This window comes from Deinococcus koreensis (assembly GCF_002901445.1).
In the GTDB taxonomy this organism is placed as follows: domain Bacteria; phylum Deinococcota; class Deinococci; order Deinococcales; family Deinococcaceae; genus Deinococcus; species Deinococcus koreensis.
In genome coordinates, this window is record NZ_PPPD01000002.1 from 80288 (window position 1) to 105797 (window position 25510).

A 25510-nucleotide genomic window follows, 5' to 3' on the forward strand; every position below is an offset into this window, starting at 1 on the left:
CGCGCCCTCCCATATGGGACAGAGTTCAGCCGCTCCCCTGGATCTGGAAGCGGCTGGCGGACTTGTGGATGGGCGCAATCTGTGTGCCGGCTCAGGGCGTTTGTGGTTCCAGGCCGCCGACCACCGTGATCAGCAGCGGCGTGCCCCGGTCGACCTGCGCGATCCGCTCCAGCGCTTTCTGGGTGGGGGGCACGGCGAACAGGTTGGCGATTGCCCCGGCGATGGTCGTGGACAGCTGTGGCGGCACCGTCACGACCACCTTGCTGCCGCCCTCCGTATAGGTCTCGGTCTGGTTCCCCAGCTGTTCCACGTAGCCGGCCACACCGGCGGCGGCGGCGCGAGTCAGGTCGGCGGCCAGCGAGGGCGCCACATCCCTGGTCTTTACAGGCAGGCCCGGCAACCCCGCCTGATCGTAGGCGCGGGCGTTCAGGGACTCCATCTGCCCATTCGCCAGCACACTGCTGAAGGCGATCTCGATGCGGCCCGCGGCCCCCAGGGTGGCCAGCCCGCTGAACACGGCCCCGCTCTCGCTGCGCGCCAGGATGGGCATGGAGCGGCTGCCCTGGGTGACCAGCAGCCCGGTGGTCAGCACGGCCTTGAGGGTGGTGCCGACTGGGAAGGTAGCCGCTTTGGAGGGGGCCGGCGGTGTCAGCGCCAGGGGTGACGTGGGGGCCGCAGGAACCGTCGGTTCAGCAGGCGCCGTGGGTAGAGCGGCCTGTGGAAGGGCGGCGGGGGGCGTCAGCCCGCTGCCCGGCGGCGTAGGCGCGGGCAGGGGCTGCTCGCCTGCTTTGGGCTTGTCCGCGTCGAACAGGGTCATGGAGGTGGGCAACTCCTCGGGCTTGGCCTGGTACAGCGACAGGTCGCCCGGAGGCGCGCCACCCTCACCCTCCGCCCTGGGCTCCCCGGCGCCGCTGCGCGCCTGGGACACGTAGACCGTGGTGCTGGTGTCGGCGGTCGCCCGCTTGGCTGTGTAAATGGTGGCGCCGGCCACCGGCGCTGGCGGCGGGGCCGCCGGGGTGGGCGGCAGCGGGTCGCTGGCGGGCGGAGCGGGCTCGGGCAGTGGAACAGCTTCCGTGACCCTGGGGAGCGGCGCCTCGGCCATCGGCTCGGGAGCTGGGGGCACGGGCAGCTCGGTGTTCGGCATGTCCGGCACCGGAGGCAGGGGCGCCGCTGGGGGCACGGCAGCCGCGGGAGGCTCGGCGGCCACCGGGGGCGGCGTCTGGGCCACAGCACTTGGCTGGGCCGGACTCTGTTTCGGGCTGCCACCTGCTCCGGCCATCAGCGTGGGCACCAGCACCAGGCAGACGCCCGCCAGCCCAGCCATGCCCACCTTCCCCTTACTGACCGTCCACTCGTCGGTCAGGTCGTCCTGCCGGTAGAACAGGCGCTGCAGCACGCCCCGCGCCTGGGCACGGGTACGGGCCTGCGCCTCCGCCTCCGGGAAGAACGCCTGCGAGTCCATGATCCCGTCGGCCTCGTCGTTCTGCAGGCCAGCGATCAGCCGCAGGGCCAGTTCCGGATGTTCGGTCTCCAGCTTCGAGTAGAAGGCCGCGAAGCCTGGAGCGCTCGGATCGGGAACGGCGTGGCCGAGCGCCTGTTGGATTTCCACCTTGATCTGTTCCTCGATTTTCATAATCGAAGTGTAGTTCGACCACAAGGAGGCTCAGAAATGTATCCAACGTTCGGAGTGGCAAAACAGGGGCAGGTCGTTATGGAGTATCTCACCGGACTATTGCTTCTGACGGATCACAAGGTTCGGACGTGGAGTGAGCAGCACTTCATGGTTCAACCTGAAACCCACCGGGCGGCCTTTGTCTGGGGCATGGCAGTAGGCACGATGGCCGTGATGTCGGACGCGCTGGCACAGGGAACTCCCACCAATGGAGGGGTAACGGAAAACACGGATCCGTTTACCACTGTGAATACCGGTATCTGTCAGGTTTCTGGTTGGCTGCGTGGTCCAGTGGGCATCGGTCTAGTCATCATGTCGATCATCATCGCTGGCATCAGCCTGGCGGTAGGCGGTAAGAAGTCCACCTCAATCCTGATCGCCTCACTGGCCGGAGCGGCGGTCATCCTGGGTGCCCGTTCGATCATGTCCCTCGCCGCTGGTAAGAATGGCCAGGCCATCTGCCTGAACAGCTAACCGCGTCACGGAACCTGCTTCCCGAGCACTACCCCCGGGCGTGGGCCTGCGAGAGCGGCAGGCCCACACTGAATGTTCTGAGAGGAGACCCCTATGCTTCGCATGCGCGTGTACCGCCTCGCCGTCCCCCTGACCGTCATGGGCCTGGACGTCTGGGCGCTCCTGACCATCGGCGCGGGCACGCTGATGTCCTTGCAGTACTGGCAGGATCGCGTGCCTGCCATCCTGACGCTGCCGCTCGCGGCGCTCAGCGGCTTCGCGCTCTCCAAGGTCATCGGCTTCATTCGTTACCTGTTCCCAGGCCGCGCGCTGATGCACGTGCTGGCCTGGCTCACCCAGGGCGACCGCTACCGGGTCATGCGCGACCTGTGCTCCTACCCACTGATCGTGCCGCGCGAGGACCGCTTCCTGGTGCGCCCCTCCAGGAAACCGGTCAAACGTGCGCGGAGACCCGCTGTGCCCGGCGCCCCCGTGCAGGCGATCAAGGCGCCCATAAGCGCGCCCGAAGGGGGCTGAGATGTCGAAACTGACCGAGGCCCGCACGCGCTCGATGCTGGACGCCCTGCCGTACTGGGATCTGCGCGACGGCACCATGTTCCTCGAAGACGGGCGCATGGAGATCGGCGTGGAGGTGCAGTTCCCGCCGGCGCTGTTCCTGAGCCCCGGCGGCCTGGAGATGGTGCTCCGGCAGCTCAAGAGCGTGCTGCGCAACGCCGTGCCGCAGGGCCAGCGGCTGCGCCTGACGGTCGAGGTCGGGCCGGTAGGCGCCGCCGGCATCGCGCCCTACCGCGCCGAGACCACCAGCCCCGAGCCGCTGGCCCGGCTGCTGGGCGAGAAGCGCGCCGACTTCTACGAGAAGCTGGCCGCCGAGCCCGGCGAGGTGCTGCGCTGGCGGGCCTTCCTGACCGTCACGGTGGGCGACAAGCGCCTGGGCACCAGCCCGAACCTGCTCAGCTACGCCCTGGGCCGGGCGATTCCGGCGCTGCGGCGTAAGACCCACATCGGCTACACCGCGCCCGAGTTCGAGGAACGCCTGCTGGAAGCTTCGGCGGTTCGGATGCGGCTGCTGCACTTTCTGGCCTCGGCGGGGCTCGAGGCCCACGCCATGACCGACGACGACGTGTTCGCGCTGTGCTTCCGCTTTCTCAATCCGGGCCTCAAGCACCTGCCGGTTCCCGGCTACCGCCCGACCTGGCAGGTCATGCCGGCCGAGGTGCTGGAGCGTTTCAAGGGCATCGCCCCGCCCACCCTGCGGGCGCAGGTGGCCAAGACCGAGGTCGACAATTCCCGCCTGCATGAACTGGGCCTGGGCTGGCGCCGGGCCCGGATCCTGAGCCTGGTGCACAGCCCCGACGAGACCGCCTACGGCATGATCAACCACCTGCTGGACGCTTCCGGCGAGCTGTATCTGGTGGTCGACCTGCAGCACGACCCGTACGACAAGGCCATGCAGCGCCTGAAGTCCTCGGCCCGCAAGTTCTATTCGGCCTCCATCGACACCAACGTGTACGTCGATCCCAACGTCCGCACCGGGCTGGCCGAGACCGAGACGGCCATCGACCACATCACGTCCTCGGGCGATCACGTGTTCCAGGTCGGCGTGACCCTGGTGGTGCTGGGCGCCGAGAGCAAGGAACTCGAATCGCGCATCACCCAGGCCTTCGGAGCCTCGGCCAACGTGCCGGGCAGCCCCTTCCTGATCCTGCAGCATGGCCTGCTGGAGCCCTTCTCGCAGTGCCTGCCCTTCGGCGGCGAGCTGATCGACCAGCGCCTGAGCCTGCTGGAGACCAACGCCGCGCACTTCTTTCCGCTGGGGGCGCCCTGGGCCGGACAGAAACGCCCCTCGGCCATGTTCCACAACCGCTGGAAGGCGCTGACCTTCCTCGATCCCTTCGATCCCCACATGACCAACTGGAACGCCCTGATCGTGGGCGGCTCCGGGCAGGGCAAGACCTTCTTCGCCCAGTACATGATCACCGAGCTGCTGCGCCAGGACGACGTGGACGTGATCATCGTCGATCGCGGGCGCAGTTACGAGAAGACCGTCGAGCTGCTGGGCGGCGCCATGATCGACGTCGAGCCCGGCGGTGAGACCTCCATCAACCCGTTTGACCTGATGCCGGGCGAGACCGCCCCCGACGAGGACAAGATCTCCTTCCTGGCCGGGCTGGTGCGCGCCATGGTCGGGGCCGTCGATCCCCGCCTGGAGGCCGAGGAGGACGCCCTGATCAGCACCGCGCTGCGGGCCGCGTACCTGCGCAAGACCGACGAGGTCTTTGAGAACGGCGAATACCACTCGCGGCTCGACGAGGTGCGCCTGTCGGACTTCGTGCGTACGCTGGGCAACCTGGAACGCATCGGCGAGAAAACCGTGACCCACGAGGACAAGCTGCTGGCCGACACGCTGGCCCGCACCCTGCAGAACTGGACGGGCAAGACGCCCTACGGCAGCTTCGTGGACCGCTCCACCACCGTGCCGCTCACGCACGCGCGGCTGGTCTGCTACGACACCAGCAAGTTCCAGCTCGATTCGCCGCTGGCGACGGTGGGCATCATGATGATCGCCGACCTGGTGTGGCGGCGCGTGAAGGGCGACCGCACCCGGCGCAAGGTCGTGATCTTCGACGAGTGCTGGGCGCTGCTGACCATCCCGGCCGCCGCGCACTTCATGGTCGAGCTGTACCGCCGTTTCCGCCGCTACAACGCCGCCGTGTGGAGCATCAGCCAGTCCATGGCCGACTTCCAGCGCCCGGAGGCGCACGGCATCCTGCAGAACACCACCTACCACTACCTGCTGCGCACCCCCGGCGAGGACGACGCCGTGCGCGACCTGCTACACCTGCCCGAGGCGGCGATGGAGGCGTTCCGCGACCTCAAGCGCATCGACGGCGTGTACAGCGAGGTGCTGGCCTGGGTGCGCACCGAGACCGGCAGCATCGGCGACGTGATCTGGGTGAGACCCACGCCGCTGGATCTGTGGACGTTCACCACCTCGGCGCAGGCCATGGCCCGCCGCGACGAGGCCATCGAGCGCTCGGGCGGCGACCTGCGGGCCGCGCTGACGGGGCTCGCCTATGGCTAGGCCCAGCGGACACTTACACAACGGGTCTTGGGTAACACGGAGGAGCCTATGAAACAGAAGATGATGGCAATCACCGCAGTCCTGGTGCTGGGCGCTCAGGCCCAGGCCGTCACAGCCAACGATCTGCTCGACGGCGCCGGCAAGGCCCTGGAAGCCGCCGACTGGACGTTCGAAGATCTGCTCAACCCCCGCGCAGCCATCGACAAGGCGATCGGCACCGTGTTCAAATCCGTGCCGAACACCATCGTCAAGGCCGGCTTCAAGGATCTGCTCGTCAGCATCAAGGGCACGAACAACGCCACCCAGAAGATCCAGGACGTCTTGCAAAACGGAAGCGGATCTACCGCCTTCAAGACCATGGCAACCACGAACGATGCCATTGCGCTGATGCTCAAAAATCCGACGGTCGCCGGGTACGTGGAAAGCGCGTCCCAGAAGATCACTGGTGCCTACCGGGAGCTGGGCCAGAGCGTTCAGTCCGATGCCAACGCCATGCCGGCGGACGCCAGCCTGCAGGGAGGCCAGACGAAGAACCTGGGGATCAAGATCGGCGGCGCCCAGGCTGTCGCGCAGACCGAGGCCAGTACGCGGGCAGCGGTCACGACTGGGCACTATGAGGCGCAGGCCGAAGACCTCGTGACCCAGGCCACTGATGAAAAGGCCCAGGCCCTCAACAAGACCATGAGCGATCAGGTCAAGAAGGCTGGCAAAAAGCTGCTGAAAGACACCTCCGAGGCAGTATCGACCCGCGCGGTCGTGCAGAGCCTGAACATGGCCGTGGCCTCTCTTATGACCCAGGAGCAGTTCGGCAACGAGCAGATTCAGGCCCGCTTGAACCTGATGCTCAAGCAGGGGGCGATCACCAATACCCAGCTGGGCGACATTGTCCGGGAGTTGAGGAAGGAAGGTGACGCAGCTGCGGCGCAGAGGAATCAGAACTTGCGTGACAGCCAGGCGCAGATCATCGCCCTGGGCCGCTCGACCCAGGCGGCAGCAAACAATGCCACGGCAACAATGGACATCGCCTCCGACGGCGCGGCGGGCGCCTCCAGTGCCCTGACCATCACCAATGGCAAGCCCAAAGGAACCGACTACTCCATCGGTCTGCCGCCCGGTGAGATCACGAAAGATCCCGACCCTGAATCCGCAACCCCGACGGGGAGTGAGCCTTACGGGCCGGTTCCGACATCACCCGGTACGGCCGATCCGGCCCCCGCCACCCAGGACACGGCTGGCGCCCCTGTGCCTATTCCGGTGCCCACGCCCAAAACCCAGGAAATTCCTGGAGCCCCAGTCACTATCCCGGTACCTCCGCCCAAGAACGAGGCCCTGTTCTAAACCGGCCTGAATACCAGGAAGCGGTCGGACGGCGATCTCGGTCGTCTAGCGGACTGCTTCCCGGCCCCAGCAGGCAACTCCAGTTCCAGCGGCCTGTCCATGCCGACCCCATAAAGGAGCCGTGCCTCATGCTTATACGTATCTGTCTGTTGCTGATGCTGGTGCTGGGGCTCTCAGCCGCCCAGGCCCAGACCAATCCAGCGGTGGCGTTCCCGGAGACGAAGAGCGTGGCGATCAACTCCTCGGTCTGTGAGCAGAAGCGCCGGGCCAGCCTGGGCGACAACACCAACATCATCAGCCCCGGCGGCACCATCCAGAACATCACCGTGACCTACAACGCCCTGCCCTGCCCGACGACCTGGCTGGCACAGATGACTGGGGCGATCTCCACGTCGCAGCTGCCCAAATACATCAGTGCCCTGGCCTTCGCGGTCTGGTTCCTGGGCATCATCTGGAGTGGGATCCGCATCGCCAACGGAAGCGAAAAGAGCGACGGCCGCGAACTGTTCGCCCGCCTGTTGATCTCGGGCTGGCTGGTCTTCGGCTCATCGACCTTCAGCAGCCTGCCCAGCGAGCCGAAATTCACCGGCAACATGGGCGAGTTCGTGCGGGCCAGCTGGGTCGAGGCCTACAAGTGGGGTGACGCGACCTTCGCCACCCCGGCGATGGAGCGCGCGGCCAAGGAGACCAAGAACCTCGGCGATCACATCACCAAGCTGGTCATGCTCTACGGCAGCCTGCAGGTCGTCTCGGAGGCGGCCAAGGGCGGGGTGGAGGGTGCCAAGGTCGGCACCGTGGCGGGCAATCCGCTGGCGGGCGGCCTGATCGGCATGCTCTTCGGCGGCGCGCAGGGGATCGCCAACGCCGCGACGGTCACCTCGCAGGTCGGGATTCTGGCCATGAACATGGCGATGCCGATCCTGATCACCTATTACCTGATCATCATGGGCACCGGGCTGGCCACCGTGATCGCCTCGCTGCTCATTCCGCTGGTGGGCGCCATGTTCATCTTCTCGACCAACCTGGGCATGCAGTACGTGGAAACCTGGTTCAAGACCGTGGCCTCCGCCGTGCTGATGATGGCCTTCATGCCCATCGTGTTCGCGGGATCGATGGAACTGGGCTTCGTCGAGCCCGCGCGCAACTTCGACGTTGCCACGACCCGCACCGAACGCAGCCTCCAGACGGATTTCGACAACCTGACCCGGCTGGAGGACGAGGGCAAGATCAACTGGACGGAGGAGCTGGCCCGCAAGGCCGTCAACATCGTCAACGCCACAGTGAACAAGGTCGATTTCGTCGGCTTCCTGAACGCCATGGTCACCTCGCTGATCCTGATGGTCTTCAGTCTGATGGCCGGGGTCTATCTGCTGCGGATCGCCCAGAACTGGATCATCGAATTCCTGAGTGGGGTCGCGGCGGCGGTAGCGGGCGGCGGGGGTGGCGTGCCGAAAATGGGCCTGGGCGGCGTGGGCTCCAGCGTGAGCGCCGTGAGTTCCGGGGTCAGGTCGGCGGCGTCCCTGAAAGCCGGAAACATGAGCATGGGCGCCAGCGCCACCAAGAGCGCGCCCACCAACAGTCCGACCATGGCCAGTGCCGGCAGCACGCAGCTGGCAGGATCAAACACCGTGGTCTCCGCCAAGGGCCTGGGCAGTGGCGGCCGGGCCAGCAACAGCGGGCCGTCGGGCAGTGTGCCCAAGGTCAAGGCCTGATCCTCCATGCGCACTCACCGCATCCTTCTGGCTTTCCTGGCCTGGGCGGCCGCCCTGGGCGTGCTCGTCAGCCTGGCCTGGCTGGGCTCGGTGGCCTGGCAGCAGCTGCTCGACGCCGGTCAGGCTTTGGCGAACCGGGGCTGGGCCCGGGCCATCCGCGTGTCGCCCGAGCTGGGCATCTTCGTGCCGCGCTGCCTGATCGATACGGCGTGTGGGGAGGTGCTGCTGCGGGTCTGGGGCCGCTCGATTCCGCAGTGGCAGCTGTACATTCCCTTCGCGCCCCTGGTGGTCTGGATCGTCCTGGGCATCACCGAGCGCTTTGGCGGCAAGTTCCAGGATCCCGGACAGGGGCGCTGGGCCGAGACCAAAGACCTGGGCAGCTACCTGAAAGACTCGCCCCGCCAGCCCCGGCGCATCGGCTACATGGGTCTCGTCGGCAAGGGCGTGCTGCGGCTGCCTGAGAATGCGCGCTGCGCGCACACCCTGATCATCGGCGGTACAGGCGCGGGCAAGACCACCCGCTACCTGAATCCCAACCTGCTGCTGGACGCCAGAGACGGCCTGAGCGCCGTGGTGTTCGATCTCAAATACCCCGATCCACGCAGCGGCTTCCTGGAAACCATCAACTTTTTCCGGGCCTGGGGTCGTCGGGTCTATGCCTTCACCCCCTTCGACCCGGACAGCGCCCGATTGCCGCTGCTGGACGGCGTGAAAACCTTCCAGCACGCCTTCGAGATCGCCGAGATCTTCCGGCCCACCGGCCAGCAGGACGGCGCCGTGTTCTACCGCAACAACGAACGTCAACTGCTCGCGGGCCTGATTCTGGGCGTCTCGATCGACGGCCAGCCGACCATGCGGCGGGTCTACGAACTGCTGAGCCAGGGCGCCGATCCCCTGCGCGCCTACGTCAACGAGCGCCCCGCCGTGCGCGAGGTGCTGGCTGCCCTGCTGGGCCTCAAGACCGACGTGCTGGCCGGCATCTGTACCGGGCTGGCCGGCGACTTGCAGCTGTTTCTCCATCCCTACCTGAACCGCGCCACCAGCGCCGGGCCGGGCCACCTGCTCGATCTGCGCCGGCTGTGCCTGGAGCCCGGCTTCCTGTATATCGGCGTGCCGCAGGAAGAATTGCAGGGCGGCAAGGGCCAGGTATTGTTGAGGCTGTTCAAAAAGCTGCTCGACCAGGCCATTCTGGAGGTGGCGGGTGAGCACGGTGGCCGCCTGCCCGTGCACCTGTCGGTGTACCTCGATGAATTTCCCTCCTTCGGGCCGCTGCCCAACATCGCCGAGAACCTGGCGACCATGAGGTCGCGCCGGGTGGCCTACCACATCGCCCTGCAGAACCGCGCCCAGGGCGAGGCCGTGTACGGCCGCGACGAGTTCCGCGCCATGATCAACAACAACTTCGCCCAGATGGTGATCTTTCCGCGCTCGCTGCGCCTGGAGGACGCCCAGTTCTTCTCCGAGAGCTTCGGCGAGGTCACCGTGCGGGAGGAGAGCCACAGCGTCAACCAGGAGCCGGGCCTCTTCGGCATCATGGGCCGCAGCCGCCAGAGCCGGTCGTTCAAGGAGGTGGCGCGGCGCCTGCTGACAGCCGAGGCCATGCGTACCTTCCCGGACGGCTCGGCGGTGGTCGAACTGGTGGGCACTCCGCCGGTGATCGTGCGGATGCCGCGCCTGGACGAACGGGACAGCCCGCTGCGTCAGGTCTACCGCAGGATCCAAAGCCGCTTTGCCATTCCCCAGCTGCGCCGGCCCGACGCCGCGCTCCCCGAGGAGCCCCGTCACGCCGTGAGCGCGGTGTCCGCCGAACCCCCCCGCAATCCCCTGGCCGAGACCTTCAGGGTCTGGGTGGGCGACCTCCTTCAGGGCGGCGTACCGCTGGCGCTGGCGCTGGACGACCAGGGCAAACCCCTGGAGTTGATCCTGCAGACGGGGGATCTGGACGGCTTGCCCGTGGAGGCTGCCGCCTGGGCAGATAAGGGCTGGGTACAGACGGGTACCCACACCCTGACGGTCACCCGGCTGGGCCTGAGCCGTGTCGAACGGCTCTGGAAGGCCCTGTGCGAGCAGCAGGCCCGCCTGCCGGCCCTGCGCTGGGCGGCCGATCACGCCGCTCTGCTGGAAGGTCATCCACGGGCGAAGAATTCGGCACAGTCCCCATTGGGCCGCTGGACACCGGGCTCCGTCTGGCTGCCGCTGGATGTGGCCCTGGATGTGCTGGAGGCGGCGTCGGTGGACTGGCAGGATATAGAGCTTGCTGGACGATCTGTGTCCCTGGTCGAGGTGCGCTGGGCGGCGCAGGATGCGGTAGTGCTGGAGACTTCCCAGGTCATGGCGTCCGCCTGACCCACGAGAGCTCGCTTTCTTTTCCGGTGCAGACGCCGTGTTCTGGCTCTGCGCCGGCTTTCTCTGGCGCCAGATGCCCTGAATGCCTGAGCAAGGAATGCCGTCGCGCCTGAGTGTGAGTTCGCTGGAAGGGCTGAATCGGAAGACGGAAGACGACTCCAGGGGCTGACATGGATTCCCTCACTCTCGGCGTCTCTCGCGGGGATCGTGAGGGGTCGTCTGAGCCGCACACGCTGCAGCGACGCTGATGCCCTCGTGATCAGGCCCAGATTCCGGAGACCTCAGCCCCACCAGCGGACAGAGAAAAGCCGCCATCCTGAGAGGAAAGCGACTTTTCGGGTCAGTTCCGGCTGTTTTTCAGGCCGGTGAGATAGGTGACCCGGAGGCGGGCGACCTGATGGGCCTGGCGCATGCCCCAGGCCCGTTCAAAGAATTCCGCGCTGCGGCGAGCGCGGAATATCCGGGTGTCGAGATCGTCGAGCTCAACATCACGGATCTCCTGTTCGAGGAGGTCAAGCTGGCCCTGGAGTAATTCACCCGCAGCGTCTTCACGCTCGCGGGCTTCTTCCAGACGGCGTTCAGCGCTCGCCTGCAGTGCATGCTGCCCCTGAAGGGCGGAGGCGAGGCTGTAAGCAATAAAACTCATAGCCAGAGTTGCGAAAAACCAGAATAATCCCATAGTTGAGCCGATAAAAATCAAATTCATCGTCCTGCAATGTCGCCGGTTCCGAGGTAAGTTCTTCACTGCTTGGCCAGCGAGTTCCAGAGCACCGTTATTCAACAAGGGAGTTTGACCGCCGCCCTTGTCGAAGTTCAGTGCGAACGGGCTGGTCGGCGCTGATCCGGGTGGCGCGCTGGGGCCTGAATGCTCCCAGGACTGAAGGTATGATCCTCTGGCCCCCAGCTGAGACTCTCGTACCCGGTCTGCGGGCGAAAACACCCTCGCACTGTAGATGGGCGGTCTATGTTGTCCCGATACGGCTCTCTGCCGTTGTCCTTTCTTCGCGTACCCGATACGCGTGATGTATGACAATTTCCTCTACCAGGCGCTGGCTGGCCATGGCCGGCGCCATCCTGATGCTCGCTGGCGTGTTTGCCAGCGGGCCTCTGTTCTGGATCATGACCAGGATTCTGGTTCAGCGGCAGTTCTCGGACGTGGATCTCGCCACAGCCGAAAACTGGGGTTCCGCGGCCAACCTGCTGGTGGCGATCGTCCTGGCTACGGCCAGGCGCCGGGGCTGGATGAGCTGGACGTCCACCTCCAGCATGATGGTGTTTCTGGTCGTCTATGCCGTTCTGCTCGTCGGGGCGGCTGCTGGGCTGTTCGATGCCCGGTCATTTCTGGTGTTCGGCTCCGTCAGCCGGATCAGCTTTGTGCCCCTGACCGTCCTGGTGGCGGCGGAGGGCTTCGGACATGCGGGTCTGGCCGCCACCGTGGCCAGCCTGATGTTTCTGGCAGGCGCCGCCGCACTGCAACCGGTCGCCGCCGGGCTGGCCCAGTCTGATCCGGGCTTGGGGTACGCCGCCGGGGCCGCGACCACCGTCGCTGCAGTCGTCGGCACCCTGCTGGTGAAGCGTTTCGGGGTAGCGACCGGAACTGAAGGCGAGCACGCGGAGGGCGTTCCCACCCGGGCCGTGTTCGGCCTCCTGGTCGGGTGCTACCTGCTGCTGCAGGTGGGCTACTTTGCCCGCGACACCTTCGCGGTCTCCATCTGTGCCCTGATGGGTGTGGATGGTGACGGCATCGGCTGGTGGAGCAGCGCGTCCACCATCGGCGAAGCTGCTGTGGCTGTCGCGTTCCTGCTGTGGCCGCTGGCTTCCGCATCCTGGTCTGTCTGGCTGGCGTCCCGAGGTCACCGGCTGGCACACTGGGCCGCTCTGGGCGCCTTCGCGGCATTCTCGGCTGCCCTGGCGTTCACGGCGCTTGGTGCCGGGCATCAACCGGTTCCGCTCCTGTTCGGAGTGCGTGGGGTGGTCGAGGGACCTTCGGCGGCCCTGGTCGAACGGGTGGCGGAAGGTTACATCTACGCAGTGTTCGGACAGCTGAACCATGCGCAGTCACCGGCCCTGATCTTCGACGCCATCGCCCGCCTGATTCCGATCCTGGGCCGGGCCCTGCTCTACCTGGGCTGGTCTGTGCGGCAGGCCTACCTGGGAACGGCTGTCATCGGCGTGGCGGGCCTCCTGCTCGCCTATGCGGGCCGCTCCCACCTGGCGCACTTCTTCATTGAAGTGCTGGGTGGAGGGTTCCGAACCGTCCGTATACCACCTCAGGTGGTGAAGGGCAACATGTCCATCCCTGCCACCCAGCGGGCGTGGCTAAATCGCCGTGCGCGGCGCAGTGGCGTCCGGCAACACCCTGTTGCGATGACGCGGCAACGTACCAGATAAGGAAGCGGGGGAGAGATCGGTCTACTGATCTCTCCCCTTCTCTTGCGATGGTTCGGGGAGGCCAGGATGCCTGCAGCCTGGGGAGAGCCACGGGTGTGCCGCTTCCGGACTGGGCAGTCCGGGGCCTCGGCTCAACCTATGAGGTGTAGCCTCTGGGTTCTTCGCAGATTCACCGCTCGCCCAGTCGAGTCCACGAGCGGCGGTGTGCCGGAGCTGCAGTGCCGTCAACGGGCGCAGGGCCGGTAGGGAGCTCCCTCGCCGGCCCTGCGCTGTTCCATGGAAGAGCCTTTGACCCCTACAGCCCCCTGGTGTTTCCGGGCAGTCCGTCCCAGTCGCGCATCTCGTTCCCGAAGGCCTCGCTGCCCATGATCACCGGCCAGCCCGTATTGCTGTTCAGGGTGAAGCCACTTTGCTTGTTGTTAAACCCCCTGGACTTGTAGATGTAATGCACCTGGTCGCCCCGGCCCAGCTTGAAGCCGTTGCCGTCCCCACTTTTGCCGGTGGGGTTGGGGAAGCCCAGAGGGCTCTTGCCGCCTTCGAAGGCCTCTGAGAAATACACGTAGTTCGACTCCTTGCTTTCCCAGAAGTCGAAGCCGTCGTCCGAATTGTTGTAGGCGTAGGAATCGATAATGGTGCTGCTGGAGACCACGTAGCCGTCCCCGTTGCCGCCCTGATCCGTCACGCCGTCCAGGGTGCCGTCGTAGCGCCGGTCGTTGTAGCTGTCGCGCGCCTCGGTGCTCACGACGCAGTTGTTTCTGGAATCATCGTTGGCCCGCACGAACGCGCGCCCGTTGGTGCTCAGGTAGCCGCTGGCCCGGCCGCTTCGCCCGGTGCGGGCGACCGACACCCGGTAGGCGGTGCCGCCGCTCCCCAGTTCTATCCCCACGTTGCGGGTATCGATGATCCTGACATTCGACAGGGTGCCGCCCTGCCCCATGCGTACCGCCATCAGGACGTCGCGGCCGTCGATGACGACATCCTCGCCAGGGGCACCCACCAGGGTCTTACCGCTCAGATCCACCGTGTCAGAGATGCGGTACGTTCCGCCCTTCAGCACGACCGTGTTCGACCTGCCCAGGGCCGCGCTGATGGCGTTGCCGTCGCCCGGCGAGATGGTCAGCCCGCTGCCCGGAATGCGGTCGACCCGGGCGTGGCAGTTGTGGGGATCGCCGAATTGTGAGGCGCGGGCATCGATCTCAGACCACATGGCGGCAGAGACGCCCCTGTAGGCCACATTTTTTGGTGTGGGTGCAGGTGCTGGAGCTGGTGCGGGTGTTGGCACCGGGGTAGGGACACTGCACTCCACGCGGGCGTTGGCCCAGTCCCCGTGGTCGTAGCCGATCCAGTTGCCTCCATCGCCGACCACCAAGCGCAGGGTTCTGGCGTCTGCCGGGATCGCCACGTCCACGGTCTGGGTGCTGCTCTTCTCGGTCATGACTCCGGAGTCGAACAGCCGTGCAGTTCCCGCGTAGACGGTGAAGGTCAGACTGCTGATCCCGCGGGCGTTGTACTTTCCGCCGACCCGGACACTGTCATCCACCCCGACGCTGGCCCTAAAGCGCGAGCAGCGGCCGTCGAGGACAAAGCTCAGTTCACTGTTGGCATGAACTCCCAGACCCTTGGTGAAGGAAACACCAGACAGACTCAACGGCGGTCCATCTCCCGCGGCATCGTCGCCGTTGGCCCGGTCGCGCTCAACAGGGCCCCAGCCGTTGACCGGGGCGGGTGCCGAGTCCAGCTGATCGCTCAGGAAACCGCTTTTCAACGCCGGGGCGTCCTGCGCGGCCGCCTGCAGTGACGGTGTGCCCGCACTGCTGCAGGCGCTCAGTGTCATCGAGAGCATCAAGCCCAGGCCTCCGGCGCACCAGGGCTGGTGGGCTGGAGTAGGACGGACACGAGGTAAGGGGTGGGTGGAACCGGATGGATTCATGGGCGACCTCCAGGACAGACGGCGGGGTGGCGAATTGAGGCAGCGTGAGGCGTCATGGGGGAGGGCACCCAGGCGAGCCGACGACACCGCCCACCCCCGCCGCAGATCCGTACCGGGGCAAGCACATTCAGGTGCCGCCTACGCGGTAGACCTGGACGTCGGTCGGCGCGACCGTGCCACGCAGCGTCGAGCTAGTCTTCTGCATGGTGCTGGGCAGGCGGGACACCGGAGCCGAGAGGGCGCCTTCACACTGGGGAGGCAGGGTCAGGTCGACCTGTTTGGCGCTGGAGTACGAGGTGTTCAGGATGCCCACGTAACAGGCCCCCTGATACTCCCAGTAGGCGTAGTTCAGTTCCCGGTCCGCCGTGGCCCGGCGCGTCAGCCTGCCGGCCAGAATGGGGCCCCTGAGAGTGATGAGCACGTCGTCCTTGAGGGCCACCAGCTCGTTCCACAGTTCCTTCTGATCGAAAAGTTCCTGGGAATAGACGAAACCCACGATGCCCTTGGCGCCGGCGAAGAGCTGCCCGTACACCATGTTGCGCAGTTCGGCCCGGGTGGGGTAGCGGGTGCCGTCGCGCTCCCAGCGGAAGGTTTGCGAGTTGATGATCATCGCCTTGCCCGCCTGCTCCGCCGCCACGACGTAATCGCGGCTGACGTTATAGGACTCGGTCAGCGGATTGCCGCCGTAGTCGTAGGCATAGTCGCCCGGCGGGTCGATCGGGTACATCTGCAGCCCGCTGGTGTCGCTGGCGGTGAGCCACTGGCCCTTCTGGGCACGGCGCGCCGTGTAGTACCCGGTCAGTGTCGAGAAGGTGAGATGCGACGGGTCTTTGGCCTTGGCCGCGCTATTCAGCTGCCGCAGGCTGTCCGGGCTCAGGCGGCCATCGTCGGAGTCGTCGTAGAGCGACCAGCCCAGCACGGCAGGCTTGAACCTGTACTGCTCAATGCTCTGCTGGAGGTAGGGCACGCTCTCCAGACCCCGGTTGCCCGAAAGGCTCGGGAATCCGACCAGCATCTTCACCTTGAGGCGGTTGGCCTCGTCCAGCAGGGTGCCAAATTCATTGGTTGAGATGTCCTCGGCGAGCATGGTGTTGAAGCCGCTGCCCCCGATGTTCCTCAGGCCGGTCAGGCGCTCGGCGAAGGGCTGACGCCAGTTGACGCCGTAAAAGCCGAAGGGGAAGAACCTCTGCCCGTCCACCACGATGGTGCCGGTGCTGTCCACGTAACTGCCCGTCTGTGGCCCGCTGGGCGGTGGGGTGGGCTGGGGGACTGGAGCAGGTGGTGGAGGCGGGGCCGGGATGGGCGCGGGAGCAGGCTGAGGTGCTGGCGTCCCACTACACCACACCTTCGCGTCGGCCCAGTCGGCGTGGTCGTAGCGGACGCCGTCCGATCCGTCCTCCACCACCAGCCGCAGGGAGGTCGCGCCCGCCGGGATCGCCACGTCCACGGTCTGAGTCCGGCTCTTCCCGCTCATGACGCCGGAGCTGAACAGCCGCGTGCTTCCCGCGAACACCGAGAACGCCACGGTGCTCACGCCACGGCCGTCGAACCTGCCGCCAGCCCGCACGCTGTCGTCCACCCCGACGCTGGCCTTGAAGCGAGCACACCGGCCGTCCAGAGCGAAGGTCAGGTCACTGCGGGCATGGACACCCAACCCTTTGACAAATTTCCCCCCGGCCAGGCTCAGGGGCTCACCGTCCCCAACAGCCTCATCCCCATTCGACATGTCGCGCTCGGCCGGCCCCCAGCCGTTCGCCGCGGCCGTCGCCGCGTCCAGCTGGTCGCTCAGAAAGCCGGTTCTGAGCACCGCCGACGGCCCACCACCCGCCGGAGCCGACTCCGGGGTGAGTCTGCCCGGAGCGCTGTTGCAGGCGACCAGGCCCATCGCCAGGGCCAGGCCGAGGGCCCCCCGGCTGTACTGGCCTGTCGGGCGACTGACCGGCCGGATCGTCTGGCGTTGAGTGACGTCATGCATACCAACCTCCACTGCTCGGAAACGGGGAGATCCTGTCGACACGACTGGCTCGTGCTCCCGGGAAGAAGAGCGATTCGGTCTGAACCGCTGCATGGCACCGTAACAACGGCAGGACGAGGGCGCCGGAAATACTGCTCATCCATTTGCCTGGGCAGACGGCATCGGCGGCCGGATGTAGAGGGCCAGAGCTGAAACCATGCGGGCCGGGTCTTGCCCGAATCCCGGAGTGCCGGAGGGCATGAGGGCGCCACTCCTGCCCAGGCCTTCACAGAGGCGAATCGCCAGGCGACCGCCTCCATGTCTGCCGGCTCTCAGTTCAGCGTGACCCGGGTGCCCAGCCGGAAGAGACCGCTGCCGGTTTCCCAGGCCTGATTGCGGGAGGGGTCGTCCGCGTTCGCGGGCCGGATGGCATAGCGCGCGTCGCTGGCCAGGGTGGTGGCCGCGTCGGGCAGGCCGAGCAGGACGTCGTAGGTGCCTGGAGTGGCCTGCGCGGGGATGGCGACGGGCAGGGCGACCGTGGTGCTGCTGCCGGGCAGCCAGCGGCGCGGATCGACGCCGGAGACGGCGGTGTCCACCAGCTGCCCGGTGGTGGTGTGGCGCAGCACCACCCGAACCGTGCGGGGGTTGAACAGCCGCGACCATCCGTCGTTGCTCACGGTCACCTGCAGGGGCAGGACACTGCCGCGCGCCGCGCTGGCCGGGTGCGTGGCCGCCGTCAGGCGGAAGCGGTAGCCAATGGAGCGCGACACCTCGTCGTAGCACCCTCTGGCCTTCCAGCCGTCGATGAAGTTCTTCCAGAAGTAGAAATTCAGGTAGGTCAGGGCGTATTCGCGCCCTTCGCGCAGGATGTCGGGGCAGTCCATCCTCGCCTCATTGCCTCCGACATCGCAGGTTTCCGCGCCGAAGGGAGTCACCCTCGACAACGCCTTGGTGTACTCGCGAAGGGGATCATTCAGACCGCCGTACGTCCCGGCGTCCCCGTTGTTGGCCAGGAAGCAGTCGTTGTAGATGCCGATGCGCGCACGGGTCGTGAAGGTGTCCGCCTCCGTGGGGGGCGAGGGATACCACCGGCGCATATCGTCCGGGTACCGCATCTGCAGGAACCGGCCCTCGGGCAGGGCGTCCAGCAGGGCGTCCCGAATGGTCACCTTGTTGGCGTCCGAATCCAGCCCGTTCACCGAGTCGTGCCATTCGCCCCACGCCCCCACGAAACCGGCCTGCCAGAAGGCGATCACGTCGGCATTGCGGGCGAGGATGGGCTTGATCTGCTGGATATGCTGGAGAACCAGACTGACGTTCGCGTCGGGTGCGTTGGCGTAGTCACTGCCAGGAAAGTTGTACGAGAACCGCAGCACCACCTTGAGGCCGGCCGCGCGCGCCCTGCCGAAGCCCTGATCCAGCTTGGACAGCCAGTCCGCACTCAGGGCCGAGTTCCGGAAATCGTCGAGCCTGATGTAGGTACGCACCAGGCGAAATCCCAGGTCGGCCTGCCCACTCAGGGAGCCGGTGGGCTCGGCGGCCAGGTCGGAGCTGTCGCCGTGAAAGCCCCGCTCGGGGTTGGGAAAGTCCTCGCTGGTGCCGGTGAAGGTCGTGGACACTGCCGGTTCGGGTGTGGGCGTGGGGGTCGGGGTTGGCGTGGGTGCAGGTGCGGGCGCGTCTGACGGAGCCAGTTCCAGCCAGTCCAGATTCACGGCCGGGGCGGAGCCCACGTACGCCACCCTCACGACTTGCTTCCCGGCGCTGAGCCGCAGGTCGCCCGCCCTGACCACCTGAGGGGTATCGAAACCCCCGGTGTCCGGCAGGCTCGGCGTCAACACCTTCACCCCGTCGACGCTGATCTCGAGCAGTTCCCCGGTTCGGAGTGTCGCCAGGCGGAAATTCAGACCGTACGTTCCCGCGCTGTCCACGTTCACGGTGTAGTTCAGCCATTCGCCCGCCCCGGACCAGCCCACACCGTAGCCCTCGGGATTGCCCCGACGGTCAATGTCCACACCTTCTGTGGTGCGGTACTGGCCCCCCTGGTTGGCCGCGTCGTTGTCGTGATAGCCGACGCCCTCGCCACCCCTGTCAAAGTCCTCGGCCTGAAGTTTCAGGGGCGCGGAGACGGCCGGGCTGGCCGGAGCGCCGGCAGCGTCACAGGTGACCTTCGCTTCGGCCCAGTCCGCGTGGTCGAACCAGGGACTCCGGTCTCCCTCGGCCACGTTCCTGTGCTGATCCACGACCAGTCGCAGCGTCTCATGGCCACGGAGATCCACCTTGATGGCCCTGGTCGCCGTGCTGCCGGTCATGACGCCGGAGTCGTACAGTTTGGCGGAGTCGCCGTACACTCGGAAGACGACGCTGCCCCGGCCCGTCTGAGCCCGGCTCTCATCGTCGATTCCAATGCTGGCCGACAGGGTCGAACAGCGCCCCGCGGTGACGAACACCACGCTGCTGTCAGCATGCACGCCCAGCCCCCTGGCGTAGCGTCTTCCCGACAGCGTGAGGGCGTTGCCGTCGCCGGCGGCGCCCTCGCCATTGGATCGGTCGCGTTCGACCGGCCCATAACCGTTGCTGGCGCTCTGCCAGGCCTGATCACTGAGAAAGCCGGACACCAGCGGAGAGACTTCGGTCGCTGCGGCGGTCAGATCGTTCCAGGGTGCTCTGCCTTCGGCGTAGGGTGTAGCGCTGATCGCAGGCTTCGTAGAGGCTGGGCTGCCGCAGGCCACCAGGGCCAGGCTCAGACTGAGGGCCGCCAGGCCGTGGACTTGAAGCTTCGGAGGCCGCGCAGGGGACTGGGACGTCGTGACGTTCATGCATACCTCGGGGGGCCGACGGGCGCAGGACAGATTGGCGGACTGATGAGCTGGAGTGGTTTCACCGAACATACCCACTGTCTTCAAGGGGCCCGGGGAAAATCACGCTTCCGGGGGGGAAGGTGCGGTCGCAGTTGCGTGGGTCGTTCGGCTGCCGTCACGCCCGGGGCTCAACTGGCGCGCTGTACATGCTGGGTTCATCAGCCGGGCCTCACAGGCAGCCCAGGGTGGGTTCGCCGTTCCAGGTTCGGGCATAGCGGGCGGCCGCCACCCCCAGGAAGGGCTCCACATCAAAGCCCAGGGGCTGCTGTGCGCTGACCTTCTGCCGGGCGCGGGCCACGATGTTTCGGGTCTCGTCGGGTAGGCGTACGCCCTGCCCCAGGCTGCCCCACCAGTCCATCTGCTCGCTGTAGGCCCAGACGTACTCGTCGGTGGTGTTCAGTCCCTGATACAGGTGGTGCTCGAGCATCAGCCGGCGTTCCGCCGTGTTCCGCAGGTGGCAGCCCAGCAGGCCATTGACTCCACTGGCGTTGTAGAGCCCCAGCAGTCCGTCGACGAATACGGCGTGCGAGGTCTTCACCTGGGCGTCGTATCTGGCGCGGTTTTCCGGCGATACCAGAGTCCGCGCCGCGTCTCTTTGCCCTGCGAAGCTGCTGAACTCCTGGGCATTGGGCAGGTAGTAGTAGTACGAGGGCTCATTGCCGTCGATCAGCCGGGCCTGGGGGCCGATGACATCGAGCATGCCCTCGATGAAGGAGGCCAGCAGGCCCCACTCGACCTGTTCCAGGCCGCCGCGCTGATCTGCCTGCTTTTTCAGGTATGTCATGCCGAACAAGGTGAGCATCTGCACGTCGGGCATCTCCGCCTGGATGGTGCTCAGGAAGGCGGCGCCGCGCTGGCGCACCTTGGCCTGCACAGCGGCGAAGTCCTGATCCGGATAGAGGCTGCGGGAGTACGACCAGGGACTGGTGCCGTAGGGCTCGGGGTCGAAGAAAAACCCTTTGAAGTGGCCGGCCTTCGCGGTTCGGGCAAAGTTGCGGGCGTTGGCCTGGGTGGCGGCCCAGTCCTGATCGCTGAACCAGCTCCAGTTCGCCTCACGGGCCGCCCAGATGGAGATGAAGTTGTGTCTCAGCGAGGCGAAGCGGGTGGCGGCGAGGTCGGCGCGGTCTTGAACATAGGCGCTGTCGGGGTAGGCGGTTTTGTTGAAGATGGTCTTGCCGGCATTCAGGTTGACGACCAGACCGTCGAAGGGCTGCTGCTCCATGGTGGCGATGTTGGCGCGCACGAAGTCCGGGGTAGGCGCGTCCCAGCCCAACTGGATCAGTTTCTTGCCTGAACCGGCTGGAGGGCTGGGCGGCTGAGCGCCCTCGCCGCACTCGACGCGGGCGTCGGCCCAGTCGGCGTGGTCGTAGCCGATGCCGTCGCCGGCGTCGCCCACGAGCAGGTGCAGCGTCCGGGCGCCCGCCGGCAGCGTGACATCGACGGTTCGGGTACTGCTCCTGGCAGTCATGATGCCCGAATCGAAGAGCTTGTGGCCGTCGGCGAAGACCTGAAACACCACACTGCTCACCCCACGAGCGTCGTACTTGCCCCCTGCCCGGACGCTGTCATCCACACCGACCCTGGCCGTCAGGCGGGTGCAGTTGCCGCCCATGGCGAAGCCCAGGTCGCTGTTGGCGTGTGTGCCCAGGCCCTTCTCGAAGCTGACCCCCGCCAGGCTGAGCCGCTCACCATCTCCACCCGGATCGTCCCCATTCGAGCGGTCGAGTTCCAGCGGCCCCCAGCCGTTCACCGTGGTGGTCGCCGCGCTCAGCTGGTCACTCAGGAAGCCGCTGCTCAGCTCTGACCTTTCTACATTCAGCGCTTTGGGCGCCGCCGGCGAGGACGCACAGGCCGCCAGGAGCAGGGCGAGGAAGGGGCCGGATCCTCCCCGCGAGAGCCGGGAGATCGAGTGGCGGTCGGTTCTGCGATCCTGGTTCATGATCGACCTCGGTGGGCGGGTGCCATGCCACTGAAACAGAACTCCGGCTGCCTGGAGCGGCTGGAGTCTCAGATCAGGGTTGAACGTCGAGCGTCTGGCCGAGCGCGTTGAATCCGCTGCCCGCTTCCCAGACGTTCTCGTTGGCGAGGCGGATCGCGTACTCCGGACGGCTGTGCAGACTGGGCATGGGATCGGGAAGCGCCAGCAATACGTCGTACTGACCGGGCGCGAGACCGGCGGGCAGGGTAGTGCTGAGCGTCAACACCCTGGTCGTCCCGGGTGCAGGCAGGAACAGCCTCGTGTCCTGGGGTGGGTTGACCACCAGCCGGGTGGGCTGGCCGCCACCTTTCGGGCGCAGGATCAGCTCGATGGCCCGGGGATTGTAGATGCCCCCGAAACCGTCGTTGGTCATGGTGAGCTGTACCGCGAGCCCTGCGCCGGCCCGGGCGCTCAGCGGCACCCTGGACTCCAGCAGGCGGTAGCGGTAGCCCGTGCGCCGCTTGACTTCGGGGAGGCAGTCGCCCTGCACCCGGTTCACCGGGAACTGGTTGGTGGCGTCGGGCCGGGTGATGGCCATCTCCTCGATCAGCTCTGGACAGGGCACTTCCTTCCACACTGCATATGCGAAATCGAAGCAGCCGGTGTCCATCATCTCAGCCTGCGGAACGTAGAGCCCCTCCTGCTGCAGATAGCCCCGGTCGGCCAGCCTTATCCTTCGAACCTCCGGATGGTAATCGGCCATATAGCACTCGTTGTGGAAGCCGACCCGTGACCGGGCCGAGCCCGTGAAGGCTTCTTGCTGGGTCAGTGGCGTCTTGTCGAAGAGCTGGTACTTGAGCCCCGGATACCGCACGACAACGGCCCTGGACTTCGGCACCACGTCCAGCAACTTGTCCATGATCATGCGGGTATTGCCATTGACCTCGTCGTTCGGGCCCAGCAGATCGTTGGTCGACTTATGCCATTCTCCCCAGGGGCCGATGAATCCAGCGAACATGAAGGCGGTCACGTCCGTGTTCGCGGCCAGTACCGGCCTGAGCTGCTCGATGTGGGCGAGCACCCGATCCCTGGGGGCATCGGAGGCCTGCCGCTCATCCAGTGGCCAGCTGTAGGCGAAGTAGGGAATGGCCTTCAGACCGAGCTGCCGAACCACATCCATGTCACTGGAGATGCGGTCGAGGAAGCTCTGTGGAAGTGGCGCGCCCTTCCATTCACCGAGGATATAGACGAAGCGAATCAGGCTTGAGGGCAACGAGACGGATTCCCGCTGGATGTAGTCCCGAACCCCAGACACGGTCAGGGGAGGATTGTTCTCCGGCAGCCCGTCGTTCGCCCCGCCCGGCTGATAGCTGATGATGTCGCCGCGCTCCGGATTCCGGAAGTTTTCCAGGCTCTGGCTGTAGCTTACCGTGTTGACCGGGCCAGGCGCGGGCGTGGGGGGTGGGGTGGGCGCCGTACACTCCACGCGGGCGTCGGCCCAGTCGGCGTGGTCGTAGCCGATATGGTCACCGCCATCGGTCACCACCAGTTTCAGGCTCTGGCGCCCGGTCAGGTTGACCTGCACGTCGCGGGTCGGGCTCTTGGCCGTCAGTACACCTGAATCAAAGAGTTTTTCGCCGTCTGCGAAGACCTGGAAGGCGACCGTGCCGCCAAATGGGCGCACGACGTCGTCGAGGCCCACGCTGGCCCGGAAGGTGGTGCAGGCGCCGCCCAGGGGAAAAGTCAGGCTGCTGGAGGCATGGACGCCCAGCCCCTTGCTGAACTCGACTCCCGAGAGCCGCAGGGGCTGACCATCGCCGGGAACCTGCTCACCGTTTTCCCGGTCACGCTCGACGGGGCCCCAGCCGTTGGTCACGTCGGTTGCCAGGTTCAGCTGGTCGCTGAGGTATCCCCCCTGCAGGTCTGTAGAGGTCGCCACAAGCGAAATGGATCCTTTCCCGGTGACCGTGGGCGCCCTGGGACTTCCTCCCGAGCCACAGGCAGCCAGCAAGAGGGTCAGCGTCAGGCCCGTTCCACTTCGGCGGATGAACCCAACAGAGTTCCTGACAAGCTGCGTGACGACCGGGGAACGGAAACGATTGATCTCCTTCATTCGGCACTCCATAGGTCGAAGACGGGTGAATCGAGAGATTCCCCTGGTCGATCACGATTCTCCTGAACCGCTTTGTGACACTGTGACCTTTTCTCATGGCTACCCCGTGAGGAAGCTCACATACGCGTGAGCGCGACTTCAGGCGGGCAGCTCTTCATCTGACCCCCGGATTCCTGATACCAAGGTCAATACCGCTCACCACTCCCCACCCGCCCTTCGTCGGCGTCCCAGCGAACGTTCAGCTGACATACAGCGCCTACTATCGCGGTGTTGTTCTCCGGTGCCGTCTGGCACCGCGTCTCATGTCAACTCGGTTTTTATTGTTTTTGATCGCTCAGGCGGTCAGCCAGTTTGGAACGGCGGTCAGCACCGTCGGGCTGACAACCCTCTGGGCGTCTCGCGGCGCACCAGCCACGCAGTTGGCACTCATTTTGGCTCTGCCAGCGATTCCGTCGCTGCTGCTGGCGCCATTCGTCGGCGCGACGGTGGAACGGGTAGCGTTGCGTCCCTTCCTGATTGGCGCCAATATCTTTCTAGGTGCCGTCGCATGCGCTGTCGCGTGGGCGGTGGCGCCCTCGGGCGGGCAGGCTGAGCCAACCCTGTTGGTCGCCATGTTCACCCTGAAAGAGGTGGGCAACCGCGCCTTTGCGGCAGGCTACGCGCGGGCGTTCGGTGCTCTGGCACCCGCCACGACAGGCCGACCGGTGATGGTGGCCGATTTTACCAGCCAGAGCGGAGCGGCGCTGGGGGCGGCTGTCGGCGGTCTGATTGCCAGCAAGGGCGGCGGCGAGGTCTTCGTGATCGACGCAGCCACCTTTGTGGTGGCTGGTCTGATTACCCTCTGGCTGCCGCTGCTAGGCGGCGCACCTGCTCGACGGGGTGGAAACCAGGTGGTACGCGACGTCAAGGTCGCGGTCGACCATGTGAGCAACAATGCTCAGATCGCCCGCCTGTTCGGCGCCTACTGCTCCATGTCGCTCACCTGGGCGGCGTGGGACATCGTTGGCGGTTACCTCTTTGTCGCCGCTGGTTCAGCGGAGGCGTCAGGGGTAGCCAACTCCGGTGCCCAGATAGGGAAAATGTCCATTGGCCTCTGGCTTTTCAGTCAGGGGTTGGGACACAGCGTCAACAAGGCCCAGATATCAGCGTTGGTGCTGGCTGGAACGGGCTTGGTCGCCGGTGGTTTGGGCATGTTCGGGCCGAGTCCATATGTCATCGTCCTGCTGGTTATCCTCCGGAGTCTGTTCGGGATGACCGGCTACCTGGGTGGCAATGGCTCGTACACCATGATGGTGCTTGACGCGCCCTCCGAGTTGCGGGCCCGTATGGCCGTGCTGGTGGGCGCCGTAGGAACTGGACTGGTTGCAGGCGGTGCCAAGGTCGGTGTCGGTATATTGAACGACGCCGTTGGGCCCACCCTGGCCTTCATCCTGCCCAGCATGGTCGGCATGACGCTCGGTCTTCTGCTGTGCCGTGCCGAGTTCCGGGCACAGCAGTACCACCATCTCCAGGCCTATATGGTCTGCCGCGTCTACTGGGCGCGGCGGGCCGGGGGCCTCGGAATAGCGGCTGCTCAGGGCGAATTCCTCGTCGGCATCAGCCGCATTTGAAATGAGCGCCGCTCCTCCACCTGTTGAGGGGGCGGCGCTTTCTTGTGTTCAGGATGGTCAGCGTGAAGATTTGCCGTGTCTGTCTGTAAGCGCTGTCTAGACTGAGACGTTC

General features: G+C 66.1%; 15 protein-coding genes. 8 read left to right on the forward strand and 7 right to left on the reverse strand.

Translation table 11 applies throughout. From position 1 onward, the window contains the following. Positions 1 to 91: 91 nt before the first annotated feature. Positions 92 to 1633, reverse strand: a complete 1542-nt coding sequence (locus tag CVO96_RS16970; protein WP_133161825.1) for a hypothetical protein — start codon at positions 1631 to 1633, stop codon at positions 92 to 94. A 36-nt stretch (positions 1634 to 1669) separates the two neighbouring features. Between CVO96_RS16970 and CVO96_RS16975 the strand changes: the two genes are divergently transcribed. From CVO96_RS16975 to CVO96_RS17000, 6 genes are all read left to right on the forward strand, one after another. After that, complete coding sequence (locus CVO96_RS16975) at positions 1670 to 2146, forward strand: TrbC/VirB2 family protein (RefSeq protein ID WP_165795407.1); 477 nt, start codon at positions 1670 to 1672, stop codon at positions 2144 to 2146. A 93-nt stretch (positions 2147 to 2239) separates the two neighbouring features. Continuing rightward, on the forward strand, positions 2240 to 2662 hold the full coding sequence (locus tag CVO96_RS16980; protein WP_133161826.1) for a hypothetical protein: 423 nt from the start codon (positions 2240 to 2242) through the stop codon (positions 2660 to 2662). A 1-nt stretch (position 2663) separates the two neighbouring features. Beyond that, entirely contained in the window at positions 2664 to 5228 is a 2565-nt protein-coding gene (locus CVO96_RS16985; protein WP_103313644.1) for a TraG/VirB4 family ATPase, read from the forward strand. Positions 5229 to 5276: 48 nt separating this feature from the next. After that, positions 5277 to 6566, forward strand: coding sequence for a hypothetical protein (locus tag CVO96_RS16990; RefSeq protein ID WP_103313645.1), 1290 nt, complete (start codon positions 5277 to 5279; stop codon positions 6564 to 6566). 128 nt (positions 6567 to 6694) lie between these two features. Next, positions 6695 to 8278 (forward strand): hypothetical protein, encoded by a 1584-nt coding sequence (locus CVO96_RS16995; protein ID WP_133161827.1) that lies wholly within the window; start codon positions 6695 to 6697, stop codon positions 8276 to 8278. A gap of 6 nt (positions 8279 to 8284) precedes the next feature. Then, positions 8285 to 10624 (forward strand): type IV secretory system conjugative DNA transfer family protein, encoded by a 2340-nt coding sequence (locus CVO96_RS17000; RefSeq protein WP_103313647.1) that lies wholly within the window; start codon positions 8285 to 8287, stop codon positions 10622 to 10624. 340 nt (positions 10625 to 10964) lie between these two features. On the opposite strand, the gene CVO96_RS20800 is transcribed toward CVO96_RS17000, so the two are convergent. Beyond that, a complete protein-coding gene (locus CVO96_RS20800; RefSeq protein ID WP_133161828.1) occupies positions 10965 to 11330 on the reverse strand; it encodes a hypothetical protein in 366 nt (121 codons plus the stop codon). 320 nt (positions 11331 to 11650) lie between these two features. On the opposite strand from CVO96_RS20800, the gene CVO96_RS17005 reads away from it, so the two are divergent. Next, entirely contained in the window at positions 11651 to 13015 is a 1365-nt protein-coding gene (locus tag CVO96_RS17005) for a hypothetical protein (protein ID WP_133161829.1), read from the forward strand. A 295-nt stretch (positions 13016 to 13310) separates the two neighbouring features. Here CVO96_RS17005 and CVO96_RS17010 read toward each other — a convergent pair whose 3' ends face one another. The 5 genes from CVO96_RS17010 to CVO96_RS17030 all read right to left on the reverse strand — a co-directional run bounded on the left by CVO96_RS17010 (position 13311) and on the right by CVO96_RS17030 (position 23614). Further along, positions 13311 to 14858, reverse strand: coding sequence for an NPCBM/NEW2 domain-containing protein (locus CVO96_RS17010; RefSeq protein WP_165795408.1), 1548 nt, complete (start codon positions 14856 to 14858; stop codon positions 13311 to 13313). 214 nt (positions 14859 to 15072) lie between these two features. Next, positions 15073 to 16920, reverse strand: a complete 1848-nt coding sequence (locus CVO96_RS17015; RefSeq protein ID WP_103313650.1) for an NPCBM/NEW2 domain-containing protein — start codon at positions 16918 to 16920, stop codon at positions 15073 to 15075. Between the two features lie 311 nt (positions 16921 to 17231). Further along, the gene (locus CVO96_RS17020; RefSeq protein WP_165795409.1) at positions 17232 to 19514 is read right to left on the reverse strand and encodes a DUF4832 domain-containing protein; all 2283 of its coding nucleotides are present in this window, start codon (positions 19512 to 19514) and stop codon (positions 17232 to 17234) included. 412 nt (positions 19515 to 19926) lie between these two features. Further along, entirely contained in the window at positions 19927 to 21696 is a 1770-nt protein-coding gene (locus CVO96_RS17025; RefSeq protein ID WP_103313652.1) for an NPCBM/NEW2 domain-containing protein, read from the reverse strand. A 73-nt stretch (positions 21697 to 21769) separates the two neighbouring features. After that, entirely contained in the window at positions 21770 to 23614 is a 1845-nt protein-coding gene (locus CVO96_RS17030) for an NPCBM/NEW2 domain-containing protein (RefSeq protein ID WP_165795410.1), read from the reverse strand. 476 nt (positions 23615 to 24090) lie between these two features. Here CVO96_RS17030 and CVO96_RS17035 point away from each other — a divergent pair, with 476 nt between their 5' ends. After that, positions 24091 to 25398 carry an MFS transporter gene (locus CVO96_RS17035; protein WP_103313654.1) on the forward strand — a complete coding sequence of 436 codons (1308 nt, stop codon included), beginning with the start codon at positions 24091 to 24093 and terminating at the stop codon, positions 25396 to 25398. Positions 25399 to 25510 lie beyond the last annotated feature (112 nt).